Source organism: Methylobacillus draconifructus (genome assembly GCF_045984385.1).
Taxonomy (GTDB): Bacteria; Pseudomonadota; Gammaproteobacteria; order Burkholderiales; family Methylophilaceae; genus Methylobacillus; species Methylobacillus flagellatus_A.
In genome coordinates this window covers 338314-357469 of sequence record NZ_JBJQIJ010000001.1, presented here as the reverse complement: position 1 = coordinate 357469, position 19156 = coordinate 338314, and the positions used below count along the sequence as shown (strand labels likewise).

The following is a 19156-nucleotide window of genomic DNA, read 5'->3' as shown; positions in this document are numbered from 1 at the left end:
TCAATGACTGTTGAAATTGGTCTTCACCACCACGGGCTCGGCGTCTGCGATCGTGGGAACGATCACAAACGAGAATTCTTTGGTATTACGCGCGATATCGCTGGCGAGGTCAACCTTGGCGTTCAGGCTCAGGCTTTTGCCGGCACGCACGCGGATTTCCGGAATATTGCCGAGGTCCAGCGCGCCGGCGGGAATGCCTTGTACTTTCAGCTCGTAGCGCTGCTCGTGCTCGGTCTTATTGGCGATGTTGATCTGGTAGCGGTTGCGCACGCTGCCGTCAGACAGCATGACGAACAAGGGCTGCCTGACCTGCTGCACGTTGGCTTCGGTATCGTTCCGGGTGCCGATGTTGTAGAACAATACCATCGTCGCCACCACCAGCGCCGAGGCGTATCCCAGGACCTTGGGGCGCTTCCACTCCAGGCGCGGCTTGTGCGGCGCCGGGCTGTCGATATTCTGCTCGGAGTCGTAGCGGATCAGGCCGCGCGGGGAACCGATGGAGTCCATGATGTTGTTGCATGCGTCGATGCACAGGCCGCAGGAAATACACTGGTATTGCAAGCCGTCGCGGATATCGATCCCGGTCGGGCAGACCTGGACGCAGAAGCCGCAATCGATACAATCGCCGTGGCCGGCCGCCTGGCGCTCCTCGCGGGTACGCAGTCCCTTGGCCGGCGCCTTGCGGCCGGCGGCGCCTTCCCCGCGCTTCACATCGTAGGCGACAGCCAGGGTATCCGGCTCATACATGACGCCCTGGAACCTGGCATACGGACAGGCAAGGGTGCAGATGTGTTCGCGCGACAAGCCGGCTGCGACATAGGTCGTGATGGTCAGCACCACCACGGTGATGTACCCGGCCTCCGCGGCCGTGCCGGCGAATAGCCGCGGCACGAAATCCGGCGCATAGGCGAAATAGCATGCAAACGTCACCCCGGTCCAGAACGACACCAGCACCATCAGACCATGCGAACTGCCCATCTTGATGATCTTTTCGGCGTTCCAGGGCTGCTTGAGCAATCTCAGGCGTGCGGGCCGCTCCCCCTGGATCATGCGCTCGATCATGATGAAAAGATCGGTCCACAGGGTCTGGAAGCAGAAATAGCCGCACCATGCACGGCCGATCAGGCCCGTGGTAAAGAACAGCAACGCGGCTGCGATGAACAGCAGCATTGCGAGCCAGAAGATATCCTGGGGGTAGACAACCAGGTTGAAGATGAAGAAGCGGCGCGATTCCAGGTCGAACAATACAGCCTGGCTCGCAGCGGTATTGCGCTCCCATGGCATCCACGGCAACAGGAAATAAACGGAGTAGGCGATCACCATCACCGCAGTCTTGAAAGTGCGGAACTTGCCTTTTACCGAACGCGTGACAATCGGGATTTGCCGGTTTAGAAGCGGGGATTTTTTAGTAGTGCTGGCCGAACTGGTTGCTTCCATAACGCTGGTGATACACCACCCCTCTAAAAATGCAACTGCTCTAGAAATAAAGGCCCACGCAACCGTGAGCCTTTATTCAATATCGATGCGGTTTAGCGACCGCCGCCCAGTGTGTCATGTACATAGACAGTCAGGAGCTTGATTTGTTCTGGCTTCAACCGTTCCTCCCAAGCAGGCATCACGCCGCTGTTCATCCCGCCGGCGATGATACGCTTCACTTCGGCAACCTTTGCTTCCTGCCCAGTCTTGCCGCCGACATCCGCCCAAAGCCATATCTTATCGGTCAGGTCGGCAGAACCCATTGCCGTATTGCCCTTAGCATCCGGGCCATGGCATGTAAAGCATATCCCGGCGCCGCTGAACAATGTCTTGCCTTGCGTAGCCAGGGCCGCATCATGCGGTTCGCCGGACAAGCTTAATACATAGTGTGCAAGCTGGGTGATTTGATCGTCTTCCAGGCTGTCCTTGAACGGAGGCATCACGCCATTGCGGCCGCCTTCGATCGTCGCGTGGATCTGCTCGTAGGTACCGCCGAACTGCCAATGGTCATCGGTCAGGTTAGGAGCCATGCCGACCTTGCCTTGACCGCCTGCCTGGTGGCAAGCCGCGCAATTTTCGGAAAACAGTGTCTTGCCCGCGGAGTTCACGAACTGCATCAGCTCCGCATCCTTGGAAACGTCCTCGAATGACATCGCAGCCACCTTGTCGAACCATTGCTTCTGGTCGGCCTGGTGTTCGTTCATTTCACGCATGTACTTGGCACGCATGTTCCAATGGGAGGTCTTTTCCACTTCCTTGCCGTCTGCAGTCGTCGCAGTATAGGTAATGGTATGCAGCCCGGGAACGCCCTTGGTGAACTTGTCGCCGATCGGCCAAGCCGGATACAGCAGCCAGTAGACCACGGTGAAGATGAATGTGATGTAAAAACCCCAGATCCACCAGGTGGGCAACGGGTTGGTATATTCCTCGATACCGTCCCAGCTATGGCCCGTGGTCTTTGGTGTTGTCGTCGTAGCCTTATCCTGACTCATAATGCTTTCCTAACTAGATTTCGTCATCTTGCAGCGGAATATTCTTGTGGCTTTCCAGCCTTTCGCCGCGCTTTTTGCTTCCGAAGACATAGAACAGGATGCCGCAGAACACGAGGAAGAAAATCAACAAAGACAAAGGCTTAGTATTTTCAAAGCGAGTGAACCAGAGCAGCCATTCCATCGTCTTTACTCCTTAGCGGAATTTGACGAAATAATCGTCATCATATTTCTTGAAATCAACCATGGTGCCCAGCACCTGCAAATAGGCTACCAGCGCATCCATTTCGGTGATATTGCTTGGGTCAGTATCGTAGTTGCCCGACTGCGCCTGAGCGGCCAGGTTCTTGTCCGCATCAGGAATGTGCAGTTGCTTGGCAATATCCTCGCCGAACTCTTTCACATTGCGCTCGAACTCCGCCTGGCTGTTGGAATACGGCACCCCGACGCGGCGCAGGGCCAGCAAGCGGTCCTTGATGTCGTCGTACTTGAGCTCGGTGGTTGCCAGCCATGGGTAGTTCGGCATCACGGATTCCGGCACCAGGGAGCGCGGCGCGATCAAGTGCTGGGTATGCCAATTGTTGGAGTACTTGCCACCCACGCGCGCCAAGTCAGGGCCGGTACGCTTGGAGCCCCACTGGAACGGATGGTCGTACTTGGACTCGGCAGCCAGGGAATAGTGGCCGTAGCGCAATGCTTCGTCACGGAACGGACGGATCATCTGCGAATGGCATAGATAGCAGCCTTCACGGGTGTAAATATCGCGGCCGCGCTGCTCCAGCGGTGTGTAGGGACGCACGCCTTCGACCTTTTCCACTGTTTCCTTGATGAAAAACAGCGGAATGATCTCAACCATGCCGCCGGCACTGATTGCCAGCATGGTGAACACCAGCAGTATGCCTAGGTTGCGCTCAATTTTGTCATGCTTCATGAATAACTCCAGTAACTCGTCTTTACAATCAAGCGCCGATTAGGCTGCCGCCACATTGAGGCCGGCATGGGCCTCGGTGCTGCCTTGACGGATGGTCTTGTACATGTTGTAGCACATGAGAATCATGCCCGCGAGGAAGAACGCCCCGCCCGCGGCACGCATGACGTAGAACGGATGCGCAGCGGCCACAGACTCGACGAAAGAATACTGCAGGTTGCCGAAGTCATCGAAAGCGCGCCACATCAGGCCCTGCATGATGCCCGAGATCCACATGGCGGTGATGTAGAGCAGGACCCCGATCGTCGCGAGCCAGAAGTGGACGTTGATCAGGCGCAGGCTGTACATCTGGGTGTTCCAGATGCGCGGCACCAGGTGGTACATGCTACCGAAGGTGATCATAGCAACCCAGCCAAGCGCACCGGAGTGGACGTGGCCGACAGTCCAATCGGTATAGTGGGACAGCGCATTCACATCCTTCAGGGACATCATCGGACCTTCGAAGGTGGACATGCCGTAGAAGGACAATGCGACGATCAGGAATCGGATCACCGGGTCGGTGCGCAGCTTGTCCCAGGCGCCAGACAAGGTCATGATGCCGTTGATCATGCCGCCCCAGGATGGCAGCAACAGCATGATGGAGAAGGTAGCAGCCAGCGTGCCGGTCCAGTCGGGCAATGCAGTCCAGTGCAAGTGGTGCGCACCCGCCCACATGTAGAGGAAGATAATCGCCCAGAAGTGCAGGATGGACAGGCGGTAGGAGTACACCGGACGGCCGGCTTGCTTCGGAACGAAGTAGTACATCATGCCGAGGAAGGCCGCGGTCAGGAAGAAGCCCACCGCATTATGGCCGTACCACCATTGGGTCATTGCATCCTGGGTGCCGGAGAACAGGCTGTAGGACTCCAGGGAGAACAGCTTCACGGGCACTTGCAGGTTATTGAAGATATGCAGCAGGGCCGTTGCGAGGATAAAGGCAAGGTAGAACCAGTTGGCGACGTAGATGTGCGGCTGCTTGCGCTTGAGCAAGGTGCCGACATAGATGCCCAGGTAAGCCACCCATACGAAGAGGATCAGCAAGTCGACCGGCCAGGTCATCTCGGCATATTCGCGTGCCTGCGTATAGCCGAACATGTACCCGAGCGCAGAAAGCGCCACCGCGGCCTGCCAGCCCCAGAAGGTGAAATTGGCCAGCCCCTCGCCCCCGAACAGGCGAGCCTGACAGGTACGCTGTACAACATAGTATGAGGTTGCGAACAGGGCGCTGCCGCCGAAACCGAAGATCACGCCACTGGTATGCACAGGGCGCAAGCGGCCGAATGTGATGTACGGGCTGTCGAAATTCAGGAACGGAAAGGCCAGTTCAGAGGCGATATACACGCCGACGAACATACCAATCGCACCCCAGATCAAGGTCATGATGGCGAATTTGCGAATAATATCGTAGTTATATTGTTCGCTAGCACCAACACCAGCAGACGCAATGCTTGCCGTTGCCATGGTCGCACTCCTCATCTAAAAGTCTAATTTATAAAAATCGCAAAATTATATTCTTTATCCAAGCCCTTGGACAAGAAAAACCCTAAAAAAATTGGGTAATATCATGCGCCAGTTGTTCCGGCGTCTCGTCATGCCGCAAATAGGCACGCACTTTTCCTTCCCGGTCAACCACATACACGCCGGTACTGTGATCGACGGTATAAGCATCCCCATCTTCCGCCGGCCGCTTGGCGTATACCACCTTGTAATTTTTCGCGACCCGCTTCAACTGCTCCGGCGTTCCGTTCAAACCGATAAAACGCGCATCGAAGAATGGAACATATTGCGCCAGCACTTCCCGCGTATCCCGCTCCGGGTCTACGCTGACAAACAATACTTGCACGTCCTGCGCCTTGTCGCCCATGAGCTTCATGGCGTTCGCCAGGGACAGCATGGTGGTCGGGCACACATCCGGGCAATGCGTATAGCCGAAAAACAACACTACGACCTTGCCCTTGAAGTCTTCCAGGCGCCGCACCTGGCCTTGATGGTCAGTCAGGGTAAAAGCACCGTCCAACTCCCTGTCGCTGATATCAACGCCGTATAGTTCCAGCTCCTGCTTCCCCGGCCCGCATGCAACCAAGGAGAAAACTAGGAAAATCCACAACCATCTCAACATACATCCACCCGTGGCCGACAATCCAAACTAGGATTATCGGCCACCAGGCGGTTTATGCCAAACCGCAGCCCGTGGCTGCCGGGCAATTAGAAGCGCTTGCCGAAACCAAAACCGATGACCCATGGATTGATGTCCAGGCTATCGATCTTGGGGCCGTTCTTGAGCTTGACGTCGGTATCGATCCATAGGTATTTGACGTCAGCGTTGAGCAACCAGCCATCCTTGAAGTTGATATCGAAGCCGGCTTGCAGCGCAGGGCCCCAGCTGTTGCGCTCGACGCGAATATCCTGACCACCCAGCTGACTGGTATGCAATCCATTATCCATGAAGCGCGTATAGTTGATACCGGCACCTACATAAGGGTCGAATGTCTGGTCGGGGCGGAAGTGCCATTGCGCTGTCAATGTTGGCGGCAACAAATTCACCGAACCCAGGTTTTCATTCGCCACACCGCTAGCGCCTTTGATGCTGACATCATGGCGGGTGCCCAAGGCAAGGATCAGCTCCAACGCAATGTTCTTGGTCACATAGTAGGAAATATCCAACTCGGGAATCACTTGGTCGTTGACTTCCAGCTTGGAACCAGCGCCAGCGCCCAGCAGGGCATTGGTGTAATTTCCCAGCTTGCTGTCTTCATTCGGGCTCACATTCACCGCGCGCGCACGGATCACCCAGTCGCCAGCTTCGGCCATCGCAGCGGCAGGAACCATCAACGCACAAGCCAGCAACACACTTTGCTTCAGTTTCATCATATCTCTCACTTTATTATTGACTACAAAACAGGACACCATGAAACCCATTCTACCCCCATTAACCATAACTTAAAAGTGGTTAATATCCGATCAAATTACTCAACTTATTTAGGCTCCAAATTATTTACTTCATCCCGCCCATATCCGTCGCCAGGTACCGCCTTCTCGCCAACAATTTTGAGAAAACCAGCTATTCAAATACAAGGCCTTGCGCGTACAATGGAAGTTTTTGACAGCACTTGGTAACGGAGAAGCAAAGATGTCGATGGCCGACCGCGATGGTCTGATTTGGTATGACGGAAAAATGGTACCTTGGCGTGATGCCACTACGCATGTACTGACCCATACATTGCATTACGGCATGGGCGTATTTGAAGGCGTGCGCGCCTACAAGACGGACAAGGGCACTGCGATTTTCCGCTTGCAGGAGCACACTGACCGCCTGTTCCGCTCCGCCCATATCCTGGGCATGAAAATGCCATTTGACAAGGCGACCCTGCTGGAAGCGCAAAAAGCCGCCATCCGCGAAAACAACCTCGAGTCGGGCTACATGCGCCCGATGGCGTTCTATGGCGCCGAGGCCATGGGCATCTCCGCCAAGACGCTTTCCACCCACGTGATCGTGGCGGCATGGAAATGGGGCGCCTACATGGGCGACGAGGCGATCAAGCACGGCATCCGCGTCAAGACTTCCTCGTTTGCTCGCCATCACGTCAATATCCACATGTGCAAGGCAAAAGCCAACGGCAACTACATGAACTCGATCCTGGCCCACCAGGAAGCCGCCCAGGACGGCTATGACGAAGCCTTATTGCTGGATGTCGACGGTTTCGTCGCCGAAGGCTCGGGCGAGAACATCTTCATCATCCGCAACAACAAGATCTACACGCCCGACCTCACCAGCGCGCTGGAAGGCATTACGCGCGACACCGTAGTCCAGCTTGCCACGGAATTCGGTTACCAGATCATCGAAAAGCGCATTACCCGTGATGAAGTCTATTCTGCAGACGAGGCATTCTTCACCGGTACCGCAGCCGAAGTCACCCCGATCCGCGAACTGGACAATCGCGCCATTGGCGCCGGTACGCGTGGCCCGATCACCGAGAAGCTGCAATCCAAGTATTTCGACGTGGTGCACGGCCGCTCCCCTGAGCATATCGGCTGGCTGACACTGGTATAACACAGCGCAAGAGGACACGACATGGCAACCGACACCAAGGAAATCGAAGTCACGGCGAAAGACCTGCCCCTGCACTGCCCGACCGACGAGGTAGCGCTGTGGTGCTCGCATCCACGCGTTTTTCTTGATATCGCCGCCACGGGCCATGTCGCCTGCCCTTACTGCGGAACCAAGTACAGATTACAAGCCGGCGAAACCGTCGCACACCATTAAACAATAAAGCCGGACTTGTCCGGCTTTATTGTTTCCATACATTGATCGATACAACAGTGCTCACAGTGAATTGAGTGATTGCCCGCCTATCGCCTCGACTTCTATATCGCCGCCATGCAATAAGCGGATCAGCTGTTTTGCATTACCTGCAGGGCTGTTGGTCCAGGCCCTGACGGTACCTGGCGTCCCTGAGACGGCCAGCAACCCTGCCTCCTCCAGGCGATGGCGAACCTGTCTCGCCACCGCTTCCCCTGTATCGATGAGCACGACATCCGGCCCGGCAATCTCGGCGATAAGGGGTTTGGCAAAAGGGTAATGCGTGCATCCCAATACAATCGTGTCGGCTCCCACATCTATTAATGGGGCGACATACTCCGCCACCAGCGCACGGGTGGCTTTACCATCCAAGTCTCCCCGCTCTATGCATTCGACCAGGCCCAAGCACGCCTGGGTCACCACCTTGATATTCTTCCCGTAATGCGCAAGCAAGGCGGCAAATTGCGCGCTCTTCAATGTTCCGGTAGTAGCCAGCACCCCCACAACCCCACTACGCGTTGCAGCCGCGGCAGGCTTGACTGCCGGCTCCATCCCGATGATGGGGATATCGAGCTCACTCCTGAGAGTCTGGATCGCAGCCGCTGTGGCCGTATTGCACGCGACGACGATCGCCTTGGCTCCATGTCCAATCAAAAACCGGGAAATCTCCCTGGATCGTTCAATGATGAAAGCCTGCGACTTGGGACCATATGGCGCGTTCAGGGAGTCCGCGAAATACAGCAGGCGCTCGCCAGGAAGCTGCTCACGGATATGCCGCAGCACGGACAGCCCGCCCACGCCGGAATCGAATACGCCAATGGCCGGAACGACACAAGGGCTTTCAGGCGGATAAATTGATGAATAGGCCACGATAGACAGAAGAAATAAGAACCTAGGCAGTTTACCCAAGCGCTGGCTTGCGAGCCAGCATGCGCATTGCTTTACAATGCGCCTTATGCACGCGACAAGGATAAGCAACCATGGGCAACCGCCTGAGCAAGATATATACACGTACTGGTGACGATGGCACCACCGGCCTCGGCGACGGCAGCCGGATAGAGAAGGACAGCTTGCGTGTAGAGGCCATGGGCTGCGTGGATGAGCTCAATGCGGCGCTGGGGGTATTGCTGGCCGAACCGCTGCCACTCCAAGTAAGCCAAGCCCTGACGCAGATTCAGCATGACCTGTTCGACCTGGGAGGCGAGATTTCCATTCCCGGCTACCGGCTTTTGCAAGCGAGCCGCGTGGAGGCGCTGGAACACACCTTGGACTCGCTCAACGTTCAACTTGCCCCGCTCAAGGAGTTTATCCTCCCCGGTGGCACGCGTGCTGCAGCGTTATGCCACCTGGCCCGCACCATATGTCGCCGTGCGGAACGGGTACTGCTTTCCCTGCACCGCCAGCAAGCCACCAGCGATGCCGCCTTGCCCTACCTGAACCGCCTGTCGGACCTATTGTTCGTCATGGCGCGCTACCTTAACCATGCGGCGGGCGAAGCGGATGTATTGTGGCAGCACCGGCGCACATAGCATGCATATTAATTATGCATATAAAAATAGATTAAAAAAGTATTTTTAACTATTAATAACTATTGCTAAAGTGCGGGCTATCAATTCATTGAGTTTTTAAAGAACCCCTACATCATGTCGATATTAGCCGTGGAATTTACATTAGGTCTTATCCGTGAGCAGGGGACCGCTTGCCTGGTTCACCAGGCGGCACAACGTAGTCATATCCCAGCGTCTCGTTGTCCTGTTTAAACACCCCTAACACCTACTGTATCACCAGCGGTTGAATATCAACACTTGTTAACAAACAAGGTTCGCTTGCCAGTCAACTGGAAGCAACAAACATCAGGGAGATTTATCTTGATCAAGAAAACTGGGCTTATCCAGCTATTGATTGCCAGCGGCATTGCACTCACGGCCGGACTCACTTATGCAGCCGAAGAAGCTGCGAACGCGCCTCTGTCAGCAGAGGAGCTAGACCAACAAGAACGCATCAAGGCGCGCAAAGCGGAAATTGCAGCCGAGGCGGCACTCGCGAAAAAAGCGGAAAAAGGCTACTGGGTTGCTCCGCGCGCCTATGGCACGCAACGCGAAAGCGAGCCCCCTAGATTCACCAAGCCGATCAACCAGACCTGGCTCAAGGAATATACCGACATCGACTGGCTGGACGTCGGTGCCGACTACCGGTTCCGTTATGAAAACCGGGAAAATGATTTCCGACGTAACAGGAATGTCACTGATGAGCCATTCCTGCTTCGCTCTCGCATCTACCTTGCAGTGCGCAACAAATTTGATCCTTTGAGATTCACGCTCGAACTGGAAGACGATCGCCGCAACCATAGTCAATTCGCCCGCGACAACCGGGATGTCGACCTGGCCGAGCCGATCCAGCTATATGGCGAGCTGTTCTTCAAGGACGGACTGGGCAAGGATGACCTCGGGAACGACCGCCCCATCAGCATCAAGGCCGGCCGCATGGCGTTCGAGCAGCTTGACCGCCGCCTGATCGCCCGTAACGAATGGCGCAACACGACCAATACATTCCAGGGCGTGCGTGCCACTTTCGGCCAGCACAAGAACGACTGGGAGCTGGACCTGTTTGCGTTGCAGCCTATCGTGCGCTTCACCGAGCAGCTCAACCAGCGCGACAAGGCGCAATGGTTCTATGGCGCCGTTTTCGACTGGCGCAAATGGTCCGATATCGTGACGCTGTCCCCATCCTACTTTTACCTTAAGCAGGATGGCGATGAAGTCAAATACAATGCCTCCGGCGCCAGGGTCACTAATATCAACGACTTCAAGGACCGCGAAATCCACACTGCCGGGCTGCGCGGTTATGGCGTAGTCGGCAAGACCGGCTTCGACTACGACGTCAGCTACTACCGCCAATGGGGCGAGGAAGACGTGACGCCGACCACCAAGCGCGACCACCGCGCCTACTCCTACATCGCTGAAGTCGGCTACACCGCAGACCACGCCTGGAAGCCGCGCTTCAGCGCCAATTATGGTGTAGCGAGCGGCAACAAGGCCTCCACCACCGGCACCCAGGAACGCTTCGACCGCCTGTTCGGCTTTGCGCGCCCATGGTCGAGCAATGATTACATCCAGATGGAAAACATCAATGCCACCAAGATCCGCGCCGAGTTCACCCCATATACCGGCGTCAATATTGACACAGGCTACAGCTGGTACAAGCTGGATAGCGCAACCGACCGCTGGGGTGCGGGCAACAACCTGGTCAACACCGGCACCAACCAAGACAGGGATCTTGGCGAGGAATGGGATATTCGCGTCAGATTCCCGATTGTGAAGCAGGTCACGGGCAATGTGGGTTATGCCTACTTCAAGGGCGGCGACTTCGTGAAGAACAATACGAGAGACCGCAAGGACACCTCCAACTTCTTCTATGTCGAGTTGACGGTCAGCGCCTTCTAGTTCGCCTTTTTCTGTATATCTCCATTTTCAACCGGGATCGCCATGGGCTTTCCCGGTTTTTTTGCGCCTATCGATATTCAAAAAAACGATAAAATTATAAAAACAAATTATTTTTAACTATTTAATAACCTTGCTACAGTTCACCCATTCATTGAACACTGCCAAGGGCAAACGTATGTCACAAGAACCAAAATTAAAAACCAGCAACGAGGTGATTCAGGAAATCCTGCGTTCCATCGATCTGCTGCGTTTTGGCTCCATCGAGATCACGGTCCACGATGGCCGCGTCACCCAGATCGAGCGCCGGGAAAAAGTACGCTTCAACAACGACACGCCAAAAACCAAGCCAGCCTTGCAAAGCGCTGTTAACCACTAAGTAAATATAAAAAAGGATTTTGCATGAACCGTTTTATTCCCCGCCTTTCCGGCTTGATCGCCATCGCGGCATTGGGCAGCTCGCTCTCTGCATTGGCGGCCGATGTCACACTGCTGAATGTCTCCTATGACCCGACGCGCGAGCTCTACCAAGAGTACAACAATGTCTTTGCAAAATACTGGCAAGCCAAGACGGGCGACAAGGTCACCATCAAGACTTCCCATGGCGGCTCTGGCAAGCAGGCACGCGCCGTCATCGACGGCCTGCAGGCCGACGTGGTCACGCTAGCACTTGCCTACGATGTCGATGCGCTACAGGAAAAGGCCAAGCTGATCCCCAAGGACTGGATCAAGCGCCTGCCGGACAACAGCTCCCCTTACACCTCCACCATCGTGTTCCTGGTGCGCAAGGGCAACCCCAAGAACATCAAGGATTGGGACGACCTCGCCAAGCCCGGCATCAAGGTGATTACCCCCAACCCCAAGACTTCCGGCGGTGCGCGCTGGAACTACCTGGCAGCCTGGGCTTACGGCCAGAAGAAATTCAACAACGATGAATCCAAGACCCGCGAATTCATCGGCAAGATTCTCAAGAACGTACCGGTGCTGGATTCCGGCGCCCGCGGCTCGACAACCACCTTCGTGGAACGCGGGATCGGCGATGTCCTGCTGGCATGGGAAAACGAAGCCTTCCTGGCGCAAAAGGAACTAGGCCCGGACAAGTTCGAGATCGTCGCGCCGTCGCTGTCGATCCTGGCCGAGCCGTCCGTCTCGGTGGTGGACAAGGTGGCCGACAAGCGCGGCACCCGCAAGGTGGCAGAAGCCTACCTGGAGCATCTGTACAGCGAGGAAGGCCAGGAGATTGCGGCAAAGAACTACTACCGGCCGCGCCTCGAAAGCGTCGCCAAGAAGTATGAAAAGTTCTTCCCCAAGCTGAGCCTGGTCACCATCGACTCGGCCTTCGGCGGCTGGCAAAAGGCGCAGAAAACGCACTTTGCCGACGGCGGCACCTTCGACCAGATCTACCAGCAATAAATTGACGATTCATTGATTAACAGGCAGCGCCGAGCACAATTTGGCGCTGCCAGCAGCTAAAGGAGACTCTCATCATGAGTACTGCGTTAATTGTAGGCGGCGACCAGATTGAAGGCATCAAGCAAGAGCTGTCCAACTTCGGTGTCACGCATATCAACCACTGGTCGGGCCGCAAGGTCGGCGACGGCAAGAAAGCCATTCCGCACGATACCGACCTGATCGTGTTGGTCACCGACTGGATCAGCCATACATTCACCCACAAGATCAAGCAAAGCGCAGCCAAGCGCGGCGTGCGAATTGTTTACACGCCGAATGGTCCAACAGCATTGCGCACCCGCCTGCAAAAACTAGATCCTGATTACGTTGTGGAGGACGAATGTAGACCAGATCAACCTGCAGGTCGGCACGGAAGTCTTGGCCCTGATCAAGGCAACTGAGGTTTCCATAGCGAAAGTCTGAGGCATCATGCCCGATGCATTAATAATGCAAGCTGCCAAAAGAAAAGGCCGGACATCCCGGCCTTTTCTTTGCATCAGCACTACTTACTTTATCAACGCCCACTGCAAACCAGTGATATGTCTAGCAGATTTCAATGTCAGCATAGGTGTTATAGAGCGCCAATGACAGCCTTACTATAGTTTCCACAAAAAACCACCGCAGAAACAACGCATTTGGACCATTTTTACCCCTAGGTAAAAGCTGATTGCATTCACATGCATAACGAACCAGGACTAATAGGTGTTAATAATCATGGGCGCTCAGCAGCTTTCAGCCACTCAACTACACCATTAACTCCCATAGAAAGTAGAATATCCTGTACTGCCACAACACGTTGCAGCATCGCGCCGCTATCAGACTCTTCTCGTTCCTCTGCTTCAGCAAAGAGACGCGTCATTAGTTGAGTAAGACTATCCTCATGGTCATAAAAATATGGTTTGCAATGGGTGACATAATCCAGATAAATTTCGGTTGCAGCCAAGGCTTGTTCCGGATCATGCTGCGAGGTCGCGTTGAGCCATTCGTGAAACTCGAAGAGACGATGGTGCTTTTTCTCTTGATCGTGATCGCTCTTGAATACATCAAAACAACGTCGAATCAGCTCTATCGGCACAGAGATCACCGCCGACCTGTCGAAAAGATGTCCCACTTGCTCCGCAACTGCTTTGGCATGAGTAGCATCAGCATTCAAACCCGCATCCAGCCCCATAAAACATTGCTCAGTGTGCTGCCGAATGTTTTCAAGGTTTGTCCAAACGGTAGCTGCGCCCTGCCACGCTTCCGTTTGATCCAGCACACTCACGTCCTCCAACAACTCTGCAAAATCGATGCGCCGAGCCAGGGCCGCCAAGGCCGAAATGCGCCCCCATGTTTCCAAGTCTTTGCCGCTGCCCTCGCCACGGAGGTAAGCCAACAGAGGCCTCACCACCTCAAAATGACTATGATAGGCATAATAAAGGCAAGGCTCCGCGATCTCCCAAAGCATCTCCGCATCCTTCATAGCGAGGTTAAACAAATCCCAACCCAGGTCAAAAGCTTTGCCTTGCAAGTATGGCAAGCGACGCAGAATCAGTGATCGAATAGCAGGATGTTCGTCACTGGCAAAACGATGCAAGGCAGGGACCAGCAATTCAGGAAATGCACTACCACGTTTATGCAGATTAATTGCCAGAATCATTAATGCTTCGGCAACATCCCCTTTCGCCATATTGATCCCTATGGAGATCAACCCTACGTTATCTCCTCTAATGGGATCATCCTCGTGGAGTCCTTCAAAACCTATGGCCAGAAAAATCAACCGCTCGGCGATCGGCGCATCGTAGATGACATTAGAACAGGCTTCCAGCGCTTTGGCTGCAGGGCGGCTGCGATCCCAATGCTTCGGATGCCTTTCCAGTTCATCAAGAATCAGCCCAGCCAAGACAGAAGCATCGGGCTCTTCGATAGGCTCCCATGTACCGTTGGTTTGCAAATTGCCATAACGATGAGCCAGATAAGTGGCAACACCCTCCATAATGTCATCCCGGAACCGCTTTGGAATATCCACCCAATAGTTAGACAACATTTTCAGGAATCGCGTGGGATGACGGGAAGATGCCTCTCGCAGTTGCCAGCCGACCTCGCGCTCACCACCAACCAGAAAATCATCGAAATGATTTTCATATCCAGCGTAGTGGGACAACAAGCACAGCACCCCGTCATTGCCTGTACTGAGAAATACCTCGTATGAAAACGGCGCACTTACCGTGCCTCCACGCGAGCGTATATCTGGTTGCCGGATCAGCGCGCCAGCCTGCTTTTCATATATCTCCAACACTTCTTGTGCTTCTGGCGAGCGCTGGTGGCAAGGGATCGTGACGATAAATTCGGCTCGTTTTCTCAATATCCAGAAATGGTCGGACTCATCTGAAATCTCTTTACCCCAAAGGGCCATGATGTTTGCCATCACGGAATCTTGCATTGAGGTATCGATTAAGGTGAACGCTGACTGAATCAATGTTCCCAATTCGTAGGAAAGTTCAAACTCCAGCAAATTCTTGTTGCACAACATACGCCCGATCAAATCGATATTGACTGCAGGTGCTGAAATGCATGCGAGGATAGCGAAGTAAATCAACGCCCCTTCGCGACTAGAACATAGACGCTCACGGTTATTCCGCCACCAGTCCGAGTTTGCTTTGGCATGGTGAAGAATAGCTCCTTCAACCGCATCAAGCAGCACATTCATACTATCTGCATGCCGAATATCGCGCTGACTGTGTGCATCGTCGTATGAGGTTTCGCTCAAAAATCCATAGCGGTAACCGATGCGGGTTTCGCCGTAGCGCGATGCACGAACATTGCTCCAGTGCTCTATCGATTCCAAAACTAGATCCAGTAATACCGTGGACTGCTCCATGCGTAGACGGAGAAAATTTTCTTCACGGTCACCGAACTCATGGGAGTTGCAACGCAATTTATTATCGAACCTGTACTTAAGTAAGTCATCGTCGCTAACGCCATCTGCGATATAGCGCCAAAGCAGGGAATCATCCATCACACCGGCGGCCACACAACGTGCGATGGCTCTTCCAAGTGAGCTGTGTTTGGAGCGTGGCATATCGAGCAGCCGCTCAAGTAGCGGAACAACCAGCGCAATATTTTCAGATGTTATTTCTGATAGATGAAACCCAAGTTGTTCTGCAATGCCATTGCCATCCAGCCAATCCAATGACAGCGCCTCCGACCATAGCGCCAGCACGCTGGCAGCGTCTGCACGTCCCCACTGCGCTACTCGATAAACATGCCTTGTCATCCCTTCGGCATCCCTTACGCTCCTCAAGTAGGGAACCAGATGCCTTAACCAGAAGTGATGCCATTCAATTGCCCCAGCACCATAAATCACCTGAAACACGTCACGATGCTTTTCGCGCAAGTCGCGTATCAATGGCCAATCATCATCCTGGGGCTTCTGCTCTGCAAATGATTCTGCAACCAAACGCCTGATATGGAAGGCGCCACCACCCGTCAATACGGTACGTAGCTGCCTCCTGAATTCGCGACGCTCGCCCAGCGCCAACTGGGCTACAAAGCTGCGAATGCTTGGACGGACGAAAGGAACTGGCGGTAGACCCTGAATGAATCCATTTAGCGTGACGCCACTGCGCACCGCCCCACTGATGACCAATACGTCCAGCAGGGTTTGATGCCCGAACGTCAACTTCCCGTCCTGGGTTTCCTGCATCACATTGAGGCTGCAAAGTACCCGGAGAATTTCCTGCGATGCGCCGAAACGCTGATACGGCACAGCCAGACTGCGTGAATTCAGCATATCCGCAGCAATGGCTTCTATCGCTTGAATTGCCGAATCCCCCAGCGCGTTGTTGGCCCGCACGATAGTTCCAAGATAGCGTTGCGCCAAGGCTTGGCTGGTTACCACATTAAAGCTGCCCTCGCGCTGCGCCAACTCGACGAACAATGCCAGTTCGCGTGGATTCTTTATCAGCTCGCGAGTAACCACATCGATGGGTGTCGTTGCAATCCCCAGCTTATCGAGCAACGGCGCAACCTCAGCATTCCAGTCCAAAGGCTGACACTTCAATTCGCAATCCCATTTCCTTTCGGCAATTCGACGGTCGTAATGCCTGTCAAAGTCGCGGCAGGCAGTCACCACGGTAATATTGGCAACCAATAGCAAACGGTCTATCTGCGCCAAAAAGTAGGTCAGCACACGATGGTCGCGAGCGATGGACAGCACATCCAGCGAATCCATGACCACAATTACATGTGCGCTTTCGGACAGGCGGGCAACCTTTTCGACCCATTGCTCAGGCAAGCCTTGGGATTTTCGATCTTGTGCAGTAGCCAGGTCGGCAAATTCACGTGACTGAATGAAGATCGGCGCAATGTCTGAACAGGTTTGCGCTCGTTGCTCCAAGGCCTCTTGTAGCGCGAGCATCACACAGGTTTTCCCAGAGCCAGGCAGCCCGGTGAGCAAGATGGCCCGCTTCTTTGCATCGATTGCGGCAAGCAGTTCGTTCACAGTCGGGCTGGAAATCCTCTGCCCAGCAATATCTCTCCGCCATGACCTGCCAATAGCGGAAGTGCCGGCAAATGACAAGCGCACCTCGGCAAGATCCATGGGAGGTGCCAGCATGGCTCCAGCATTATGAATAATAGTCCTGAGGTCATTTTTGGTGAGTCGGTGCCGATTGGCGGATGTGCTGTCACCAATCATGCGCGCCCCGAGTTGATCTAGGCGAGTCCAGAGAGCATCGAACGCGGCATTCGGGTTGCTCGCCATGCTCCGCAAGCGTTCGAGCAGCAGATTGACCATGCGTTCTAGTGGAGGACTAAGCTCAAATTCTGTGCGCTGCAGGAATTCGTAGGAGGAAACGTTGGGGGAGGACGCAGCAAGCCGTGCCGTCAAAGCCGCATCTATCGCTTTCTGCTCCTTGCCTAAACTTGCTTGATAACTGACCTCATCATTTTGAATCGAGCTGTGTTCTCTCAATTTCGCAAGGTCACCAAAGTTGTTACGCGAATAGAAACGCACCTCGGCATTTCCGTTATTTCCCAACAAGTTGGATGCCTTGTCCAGTTCGTCCGCAAGGTCTGATATTGACCAAGCCTTGAAATCGGTCTGATTTTTCTTGCACTGACAAGCAATCAGAGTGCCGTCGGCCTTACCGATCACGACATCGTCCACCGAATAAGCTATCGAATCAATCTCAAGCCAAAGACATTCCGGATCGGATAGGACTGTCAATGCCCAATCAAATGCTACCAATGTTTGGTAACCGTCCCCTCGATTGGAACGTACTCCTGCGATACTCATCCACTCCCCCATTAGCAGACATTTATTCCGCGCAACTATCAGATTACTCGTATGCGAGGTACAGGTATTTCAGCCTAATCAGCATTATTACTCTAGAAACTCTACAAATCAGCATAGATAGTGTCATTTCTCACTCCGCACCATTAAAATTACCAAATATTATATAAATATAAAAACATATTCTTTTAATTTTTTTAACTCCCTTATTAAAGTACACCCTACCAATTTGGTATCACTTACATTCCACTTGGAGAGGTTTATGCTGAAAGCACTACTCACCACCGTGCTGCTGATCTCCAGCATCACCGCTTACGCGGGCACCACACTACTTAATGTTTCCTACGATGTGACACGCGAGTTCTACAAAGACTTTAACCCTGCCTTCAGCAAATACTGGAAGCAGAAAACCGGGGAATCCGTCACCATCAACCAATCCCATGGCGGCTCGAGCAAGCAGGCCAGATCCGTTGCGGACGGCTTGCAGGCGGACGTCATCTCCATGAACCAGAGCAACGATATCGATATCCTCTTCGAGCGCGGCAAGCTGATTCCTGCTGATTGGCAGAAGCGCCTGCCCAATGCCAGCTCGCCCACCACGTCGACCACCGTCTTCCTGGTGCGCAAGGGCAACCCCAAGAACATCAAGGACTGGGACGACCTGGTCAAGCCCGGGGTCGGGGTGGTCATCCCCAATCCCAAGACCTCCGGCAATGGTCGCTATAGCTATCTTGCCGCCTGGGGCGCCGTCATCAAGAAAAGCGGCGACGAAGCCAAGGCGCGCGATTTCGTCACCAAGCTGTTCAAGAACGTGCCGGTGCTGGACGCGGGCGGCCGCGGCGCAACCACGACTTTCGTGCAGCGCGGCATTGGCGACGTATTGCTGACATTCGAAAACGAAGTCTTCCTCATCAACAAGGAGCTGGGGAACAACAACTTCGACGTGGTCTACCCGTCCTCCAGCATCCTGGCGGAAAATCCGGTTTCACTGGTCGACAAGGTGGTGGACAAGCGCAAGACGCGCCAGATAGCGCAAGCCTATCTGGAATTCCACTATTCGCCGGAAGGACAGGAAATCGCCGCCCGCCATTACCTGCGCCCGCGCTCGGCCGAAGTCCTGGCGGCCCACAAGGCCGACTTCAAGCCACTGCAACTGTTTACCGTGGATGATACCTTCGGCGGATGGCAGAAAGCCCAGAAAACGCATTTTGCCGACGGTGGAATATTCGACCAGATTTATGTGAATAAATAAGCAGCCAG

General features: G+C 54.3%; 17 protein-coding genes. 8 read left to right on the top strand and 9 right to left on the bottom strand.

What is annotated here, in order from left to right; all coding sequences use genetic code 11:
- The 7 genes from ccoG to ACKF11_RS01750 form a co-directional block, all read right to left on the bottom strand.
- The gene (gene ccoG, locus ACKF11_RS01780) at positions 1-1437 is read right to left on the bottom strand and encodes a cytochrome c oxidase accessory protein CcoG (RefSeq protein ID WP_407995743.1); all 1437 of its coding nucleotides are present in this window, start codon (positions 1435-1437) and stop codon (positions 1-3) included.
- Between the two features lie 92 nt (positions 1438-1529).
- A complete protein-coding gene (ccoP, locus tag ACKF11_RS01775) occupies positions 1530-2468 on the bottom strand; it encodes a cytochrome-c oxidase, cbb3-type subunit III (RefSeq protein ID WP_407995742.1) in 939 nt (312 codons plus the stop codon).
- 13 nt (positions 2469-2481) lie between these two features.
- The gene (locus ACKF11_RS01770; RefSeq protein ID WP_309564520.1) at positions 2482-2649 is read right to left on the bottom strand and encodes a cbb3-type cytochrome c oxidase subunit 3; all 168 of its coding nucleotides are present in this window, start codon (positions 2647-2649) and stop codon (positions 2482-2484) included.
- A gap of 12 nt (positions 2650-2661) precedes the next feature.
- Positions 2662-3396, bottom strand: coding sequence for a cytochrome-c oxidase, cbb3-type subunit II (ccoO, locus tag ACKF11_RS01765; protein ID WP_407995138.1), 735 nt, complete (start codon positions 3394-3396; stop codon positions 2662-2664).
- Positions 3397-3435: 39 nt separating this feature from the next.
- The gene (ccoN, locus tag ACKF11_RS01760; protein WP_309564518.1) at positions 3436-4893 is read right to left on the bottom strand and encodes a cytochrome-c oxidase, cbb3-type subunit I; all 1458 of its coding nucleotides are present in this window, start codon (positions 4891-4893) and stop codon (positions 3436-3438) included.
- Positions 4894-4975: 82 nt separating this feature from the next.
- On the bottom strand, positions 4976-5551 hold the full coding sequence (locus ACKF11_RS01755) for an SCO family protein (protein ID WP_407995137.1): 576 nt from the start codon (positions 5549-5551) through the stop codon (positions 4976-4978).
- Positions 5552-5637: 86 nt separating this feature from the next.
- On the bottom strand, positions 5638-6300 hold the full coding sequence (locus tag ACKF11_RS01750; RefSeq protein WP_407996026.1) for an OmpW/AlkL family protein: 663 nt from the start codon (positions 6298-6300) through the stop codon (positions 5638-5640).
- 262 nt (positions 6301-6562) lie between these two features.
- Here ACKF11_RS01750 and ACKF11_RS01745 point away from each other — a divergent pair, with 262 nt between their 5' ends.
- Both ACKF11_RS01745 and ACKF11_RS01740 read left to right on the top strand, forming a co-directional pair.
- Positions 6563-7483 carry a branched-chain amino acid transaminase gene (locus tag ACKF11_RS01745; RefSeq protein WP_309564515.1) on the top strand — a complete coding sequence of 307 codons (921 nt, stop codon included), beginning with the start codon at positions 6563-6565 and terminating at the stop codon, positions 7481-7483.
- Positions 7484-7504: 21 nt separating this feature from the next.
- Entirely contained in the window at positions 7505-7696 is a 192-nt protein-coding gene (locus tag ACKF11_RS01740; RefSeq protein ID WP_407995741.1) for a zinc-finger domain-containing protein, read from the top strand.
- Between the two features lie 60 nt (positions 7697-7756).
- Here ACKF11_RS01740 and murI read toward each other — a convergent pair whose 3' ends face one another.
- Positions 7757-8605, bottom strand: coding sequence for a glutamate racemase (gene murI / locus ACKF11_RS01735; protein WP_407996025.1), 849 nt, complete (start codon positions 8603-8605; stop codon positions 7757-7759).
- A 107-nt stretch (positions 8606-8712) separates the two neighbouring features.
- Between murI and ACKF11_RS01730 the strand changes: the two genes are divergently transcribed.
- The 5 genes from ACKF11_RS01730 (at position 8713) to ACKF11_RS01710 (ending at position 13022) form a co-directional block, all read left to right on the top strand.
- Complete coding sequence (locus ACKF11_RS01730) at positions 8713-9261, top strand: cob(I)yrinic acid a,c-diamide adenosyltransferase (RefSeq protein WP_407995135.1); 549 nt, start codon at positions 8713-8715, stop codon at positions 9259-9261.
- A gap of 339 nt (positions 9262-9600) precedes the next feature.
- On the top strand, positions 9601-11175 hold the full coding sequence (locus ACKF11_RS01725; protein ID WP_407995740.1) for an alginate export family protein: 1575 nt from the start codon (positions 9601-9603) through the stop codon (positions 11173-11175).
- Between the two features lie 175 nt (positions 11176-11350).
- Positions 11351-11551 carry a YezD family protein gene (locus ACKF11_RS01720; RefSeq protein ID WP_407995739.1) on the top strand — a complete coding sequence of 67 codons (201 nt, stop codon included), beginning with the start codon at positions 11351-11353 and terminating at the stop codon, positions 11549-11551.
- A gap of 23 nt (positions 11552-11574) precedes the next feature.
- Complete coding sequence (locus ACKF11_RS01715) at positions 11575-12585, top strand: sulfate ABC transporter substrate-binding protein (RefSeq protein ID WP_407995738.1); 1011 nt, start codon at positions 11575-11577, stop codon at positions 12583-12585.
- A gap of 74 nt (positions 12586-12659) precedes the next feature.
- A complete protein-coding gene (locus tag ACKF11_RS01710) occupies positions 12660-13022 on the top strand; it encodes a DUF2325 domain-containing protein (protein WP_407995737.1) in 363 nt (120 codons plus the stop codon).
- 311 nt (positions 13023-13333) lie between these two features.
- Here the strand turns inward: ACKF11_RS01710 and ACKF11_RS01705 are convergent, their stop codons facing one another.
- On the bottom strand, positions 13334-17899 hold the full coding sequence (locus ACKF11_RS01705; RefSeq protein WP_407995736.1) for an AAA family ATPase: 4566 nt from the start codon (positions 17897-17899) through the stop codon (positions 13334-13336).
- A 259-nt stretch (positions 17900-18158) separates the two neighbouring features.
- Here ACKF11_RS01705 and ACKF11_RS01700 point away from each other — a divergent pair, with 259 nt between their 5' ends.
- Positions 18159-19148, top strand: a complete 990-nt coding sequence (locus ACKF11_RS01700; protein ID WP_407995735.1) for a sulfate ABC transporter substrate-binding protein — start codon at positions 18159-18161, stop codon at positions 19146-19148.
- The last annotated feature ends 8 nt before the right edge of the window (positions 19149-19156 follow it).

What these genes read in the sequence shown, in the direction of transcription:
- ccoG (WP_407995743.1), bottom strand. Translation starts at nt 1,437, where the DNA reads ATGGAAGCAACCAGTTCGGCCAGCACTACTAAAAAATCCCCGCTTCTA.
- ccoP (WP_407995742.1), bottom strand. Translation starts at nt 2,468, where the DNA reads ATGAGTCAGGATAAGGCTACGACGACAACACCAAAGACCACGGGCCAT.
- ACKF11_RS01770 (WP_309564520.1), bottom strand. Translation starts at nt 2,649, where the DNA reads ATGGAATGGCTGCTCTGGTTCACTCGCTTTGAAAATACTAAGCCTTTG.
- ccoO (WP_407995138.1), bottom strand. Translation starts at nt 3,396, where the DNA reads ATGAAGCATGACAAAATTGAGCGCAACCTAGGCATACTGCTGGTGTTC.
- ccoN (WP_309564518.1), bottom strand. Translation starts at nt 4,893, where the DNA reads ATGGCAACGGCAAGCATTGCGTCTGCTGGTGTTGGTGCTAGCGAACAA.
- ACKF11_RS01755 (WP_407995137.1), bottom strand. Translation starts at nt 5,551, where the DNA reads ATGTTGAGATGGTTGTGGATTTTCCTAGTTTTCTCCTTGGTTGCATGC.
- ACKF11_RS01750 (WP_407996026.1), bottom strand. Translation starts at nt 6,300, where the DNA reads ATGAAACTGAAGCAAAGTGTGTTGCTGGCTTGTGCGTTGATGGTTCCT.
- ACKF11_RS01745 (WP_309564515.1), top strand. Translation starts at nt 6,563, where the DNA reads ATGTCGATGGCCGACCGCGATGGTCTGATTTGGTATGACGGAAAAATG.
- ACKF11_RS01740 (WP_407995741.1), top strand. Translation starts at nt 7,505, where the DNA reads ATGGCAACCGACACCAAGGAAATCGAAGTCACGGCGAAAGACCTGCCC.
- ACKF11_RS01730 (WP_407995135.1), top strand. Translation starts at nt 8,713, where the DNA reads ATGGGCAACCGCCTGAGCAAGATATATACACGTACTGGTGACGATGGC.
- ACKF11_RS01720 (WP_407995739.1), top strand. Translation starts at nt 11,351, where the DNA reads ATGTCACAAGAACCAAAATTAAAAACCAGCAACGAGGTGATTCAGGAA.
- ACKF11_RS01715 (WP_407995738.1), top strand. Translation starts at nt 11,575, where the DNA reads ATGAACCGTTTTATTCCCCGCCTTTCCGGCTTGATCGCCATCGCGGCA.
- ACKF11_RS01710 (WP_407995737.1), top strand. Translation starts at nt 12,660, where the DNA reads ATGAGTACTGCGTTAATTGTAGGCGGCGACCAGATTGAAGGCATCAAG.
- ACKF11_RS01705 (WP_407995736.1), bottom strand. Translation starts at nt 17,899, where the DNA reads ATGAGTATCGCAGGAGTACGTTCCAATCGAGGGGACGGTTACCAAACA.
- ACKF11_RS01700 (WP_407995735.1), top strand. Translation starts at nt 18,159, where the DNA reads ATGCTGAAAGCACTACTCACCACCGTGCTGCTGATCTCCAGCATCACC.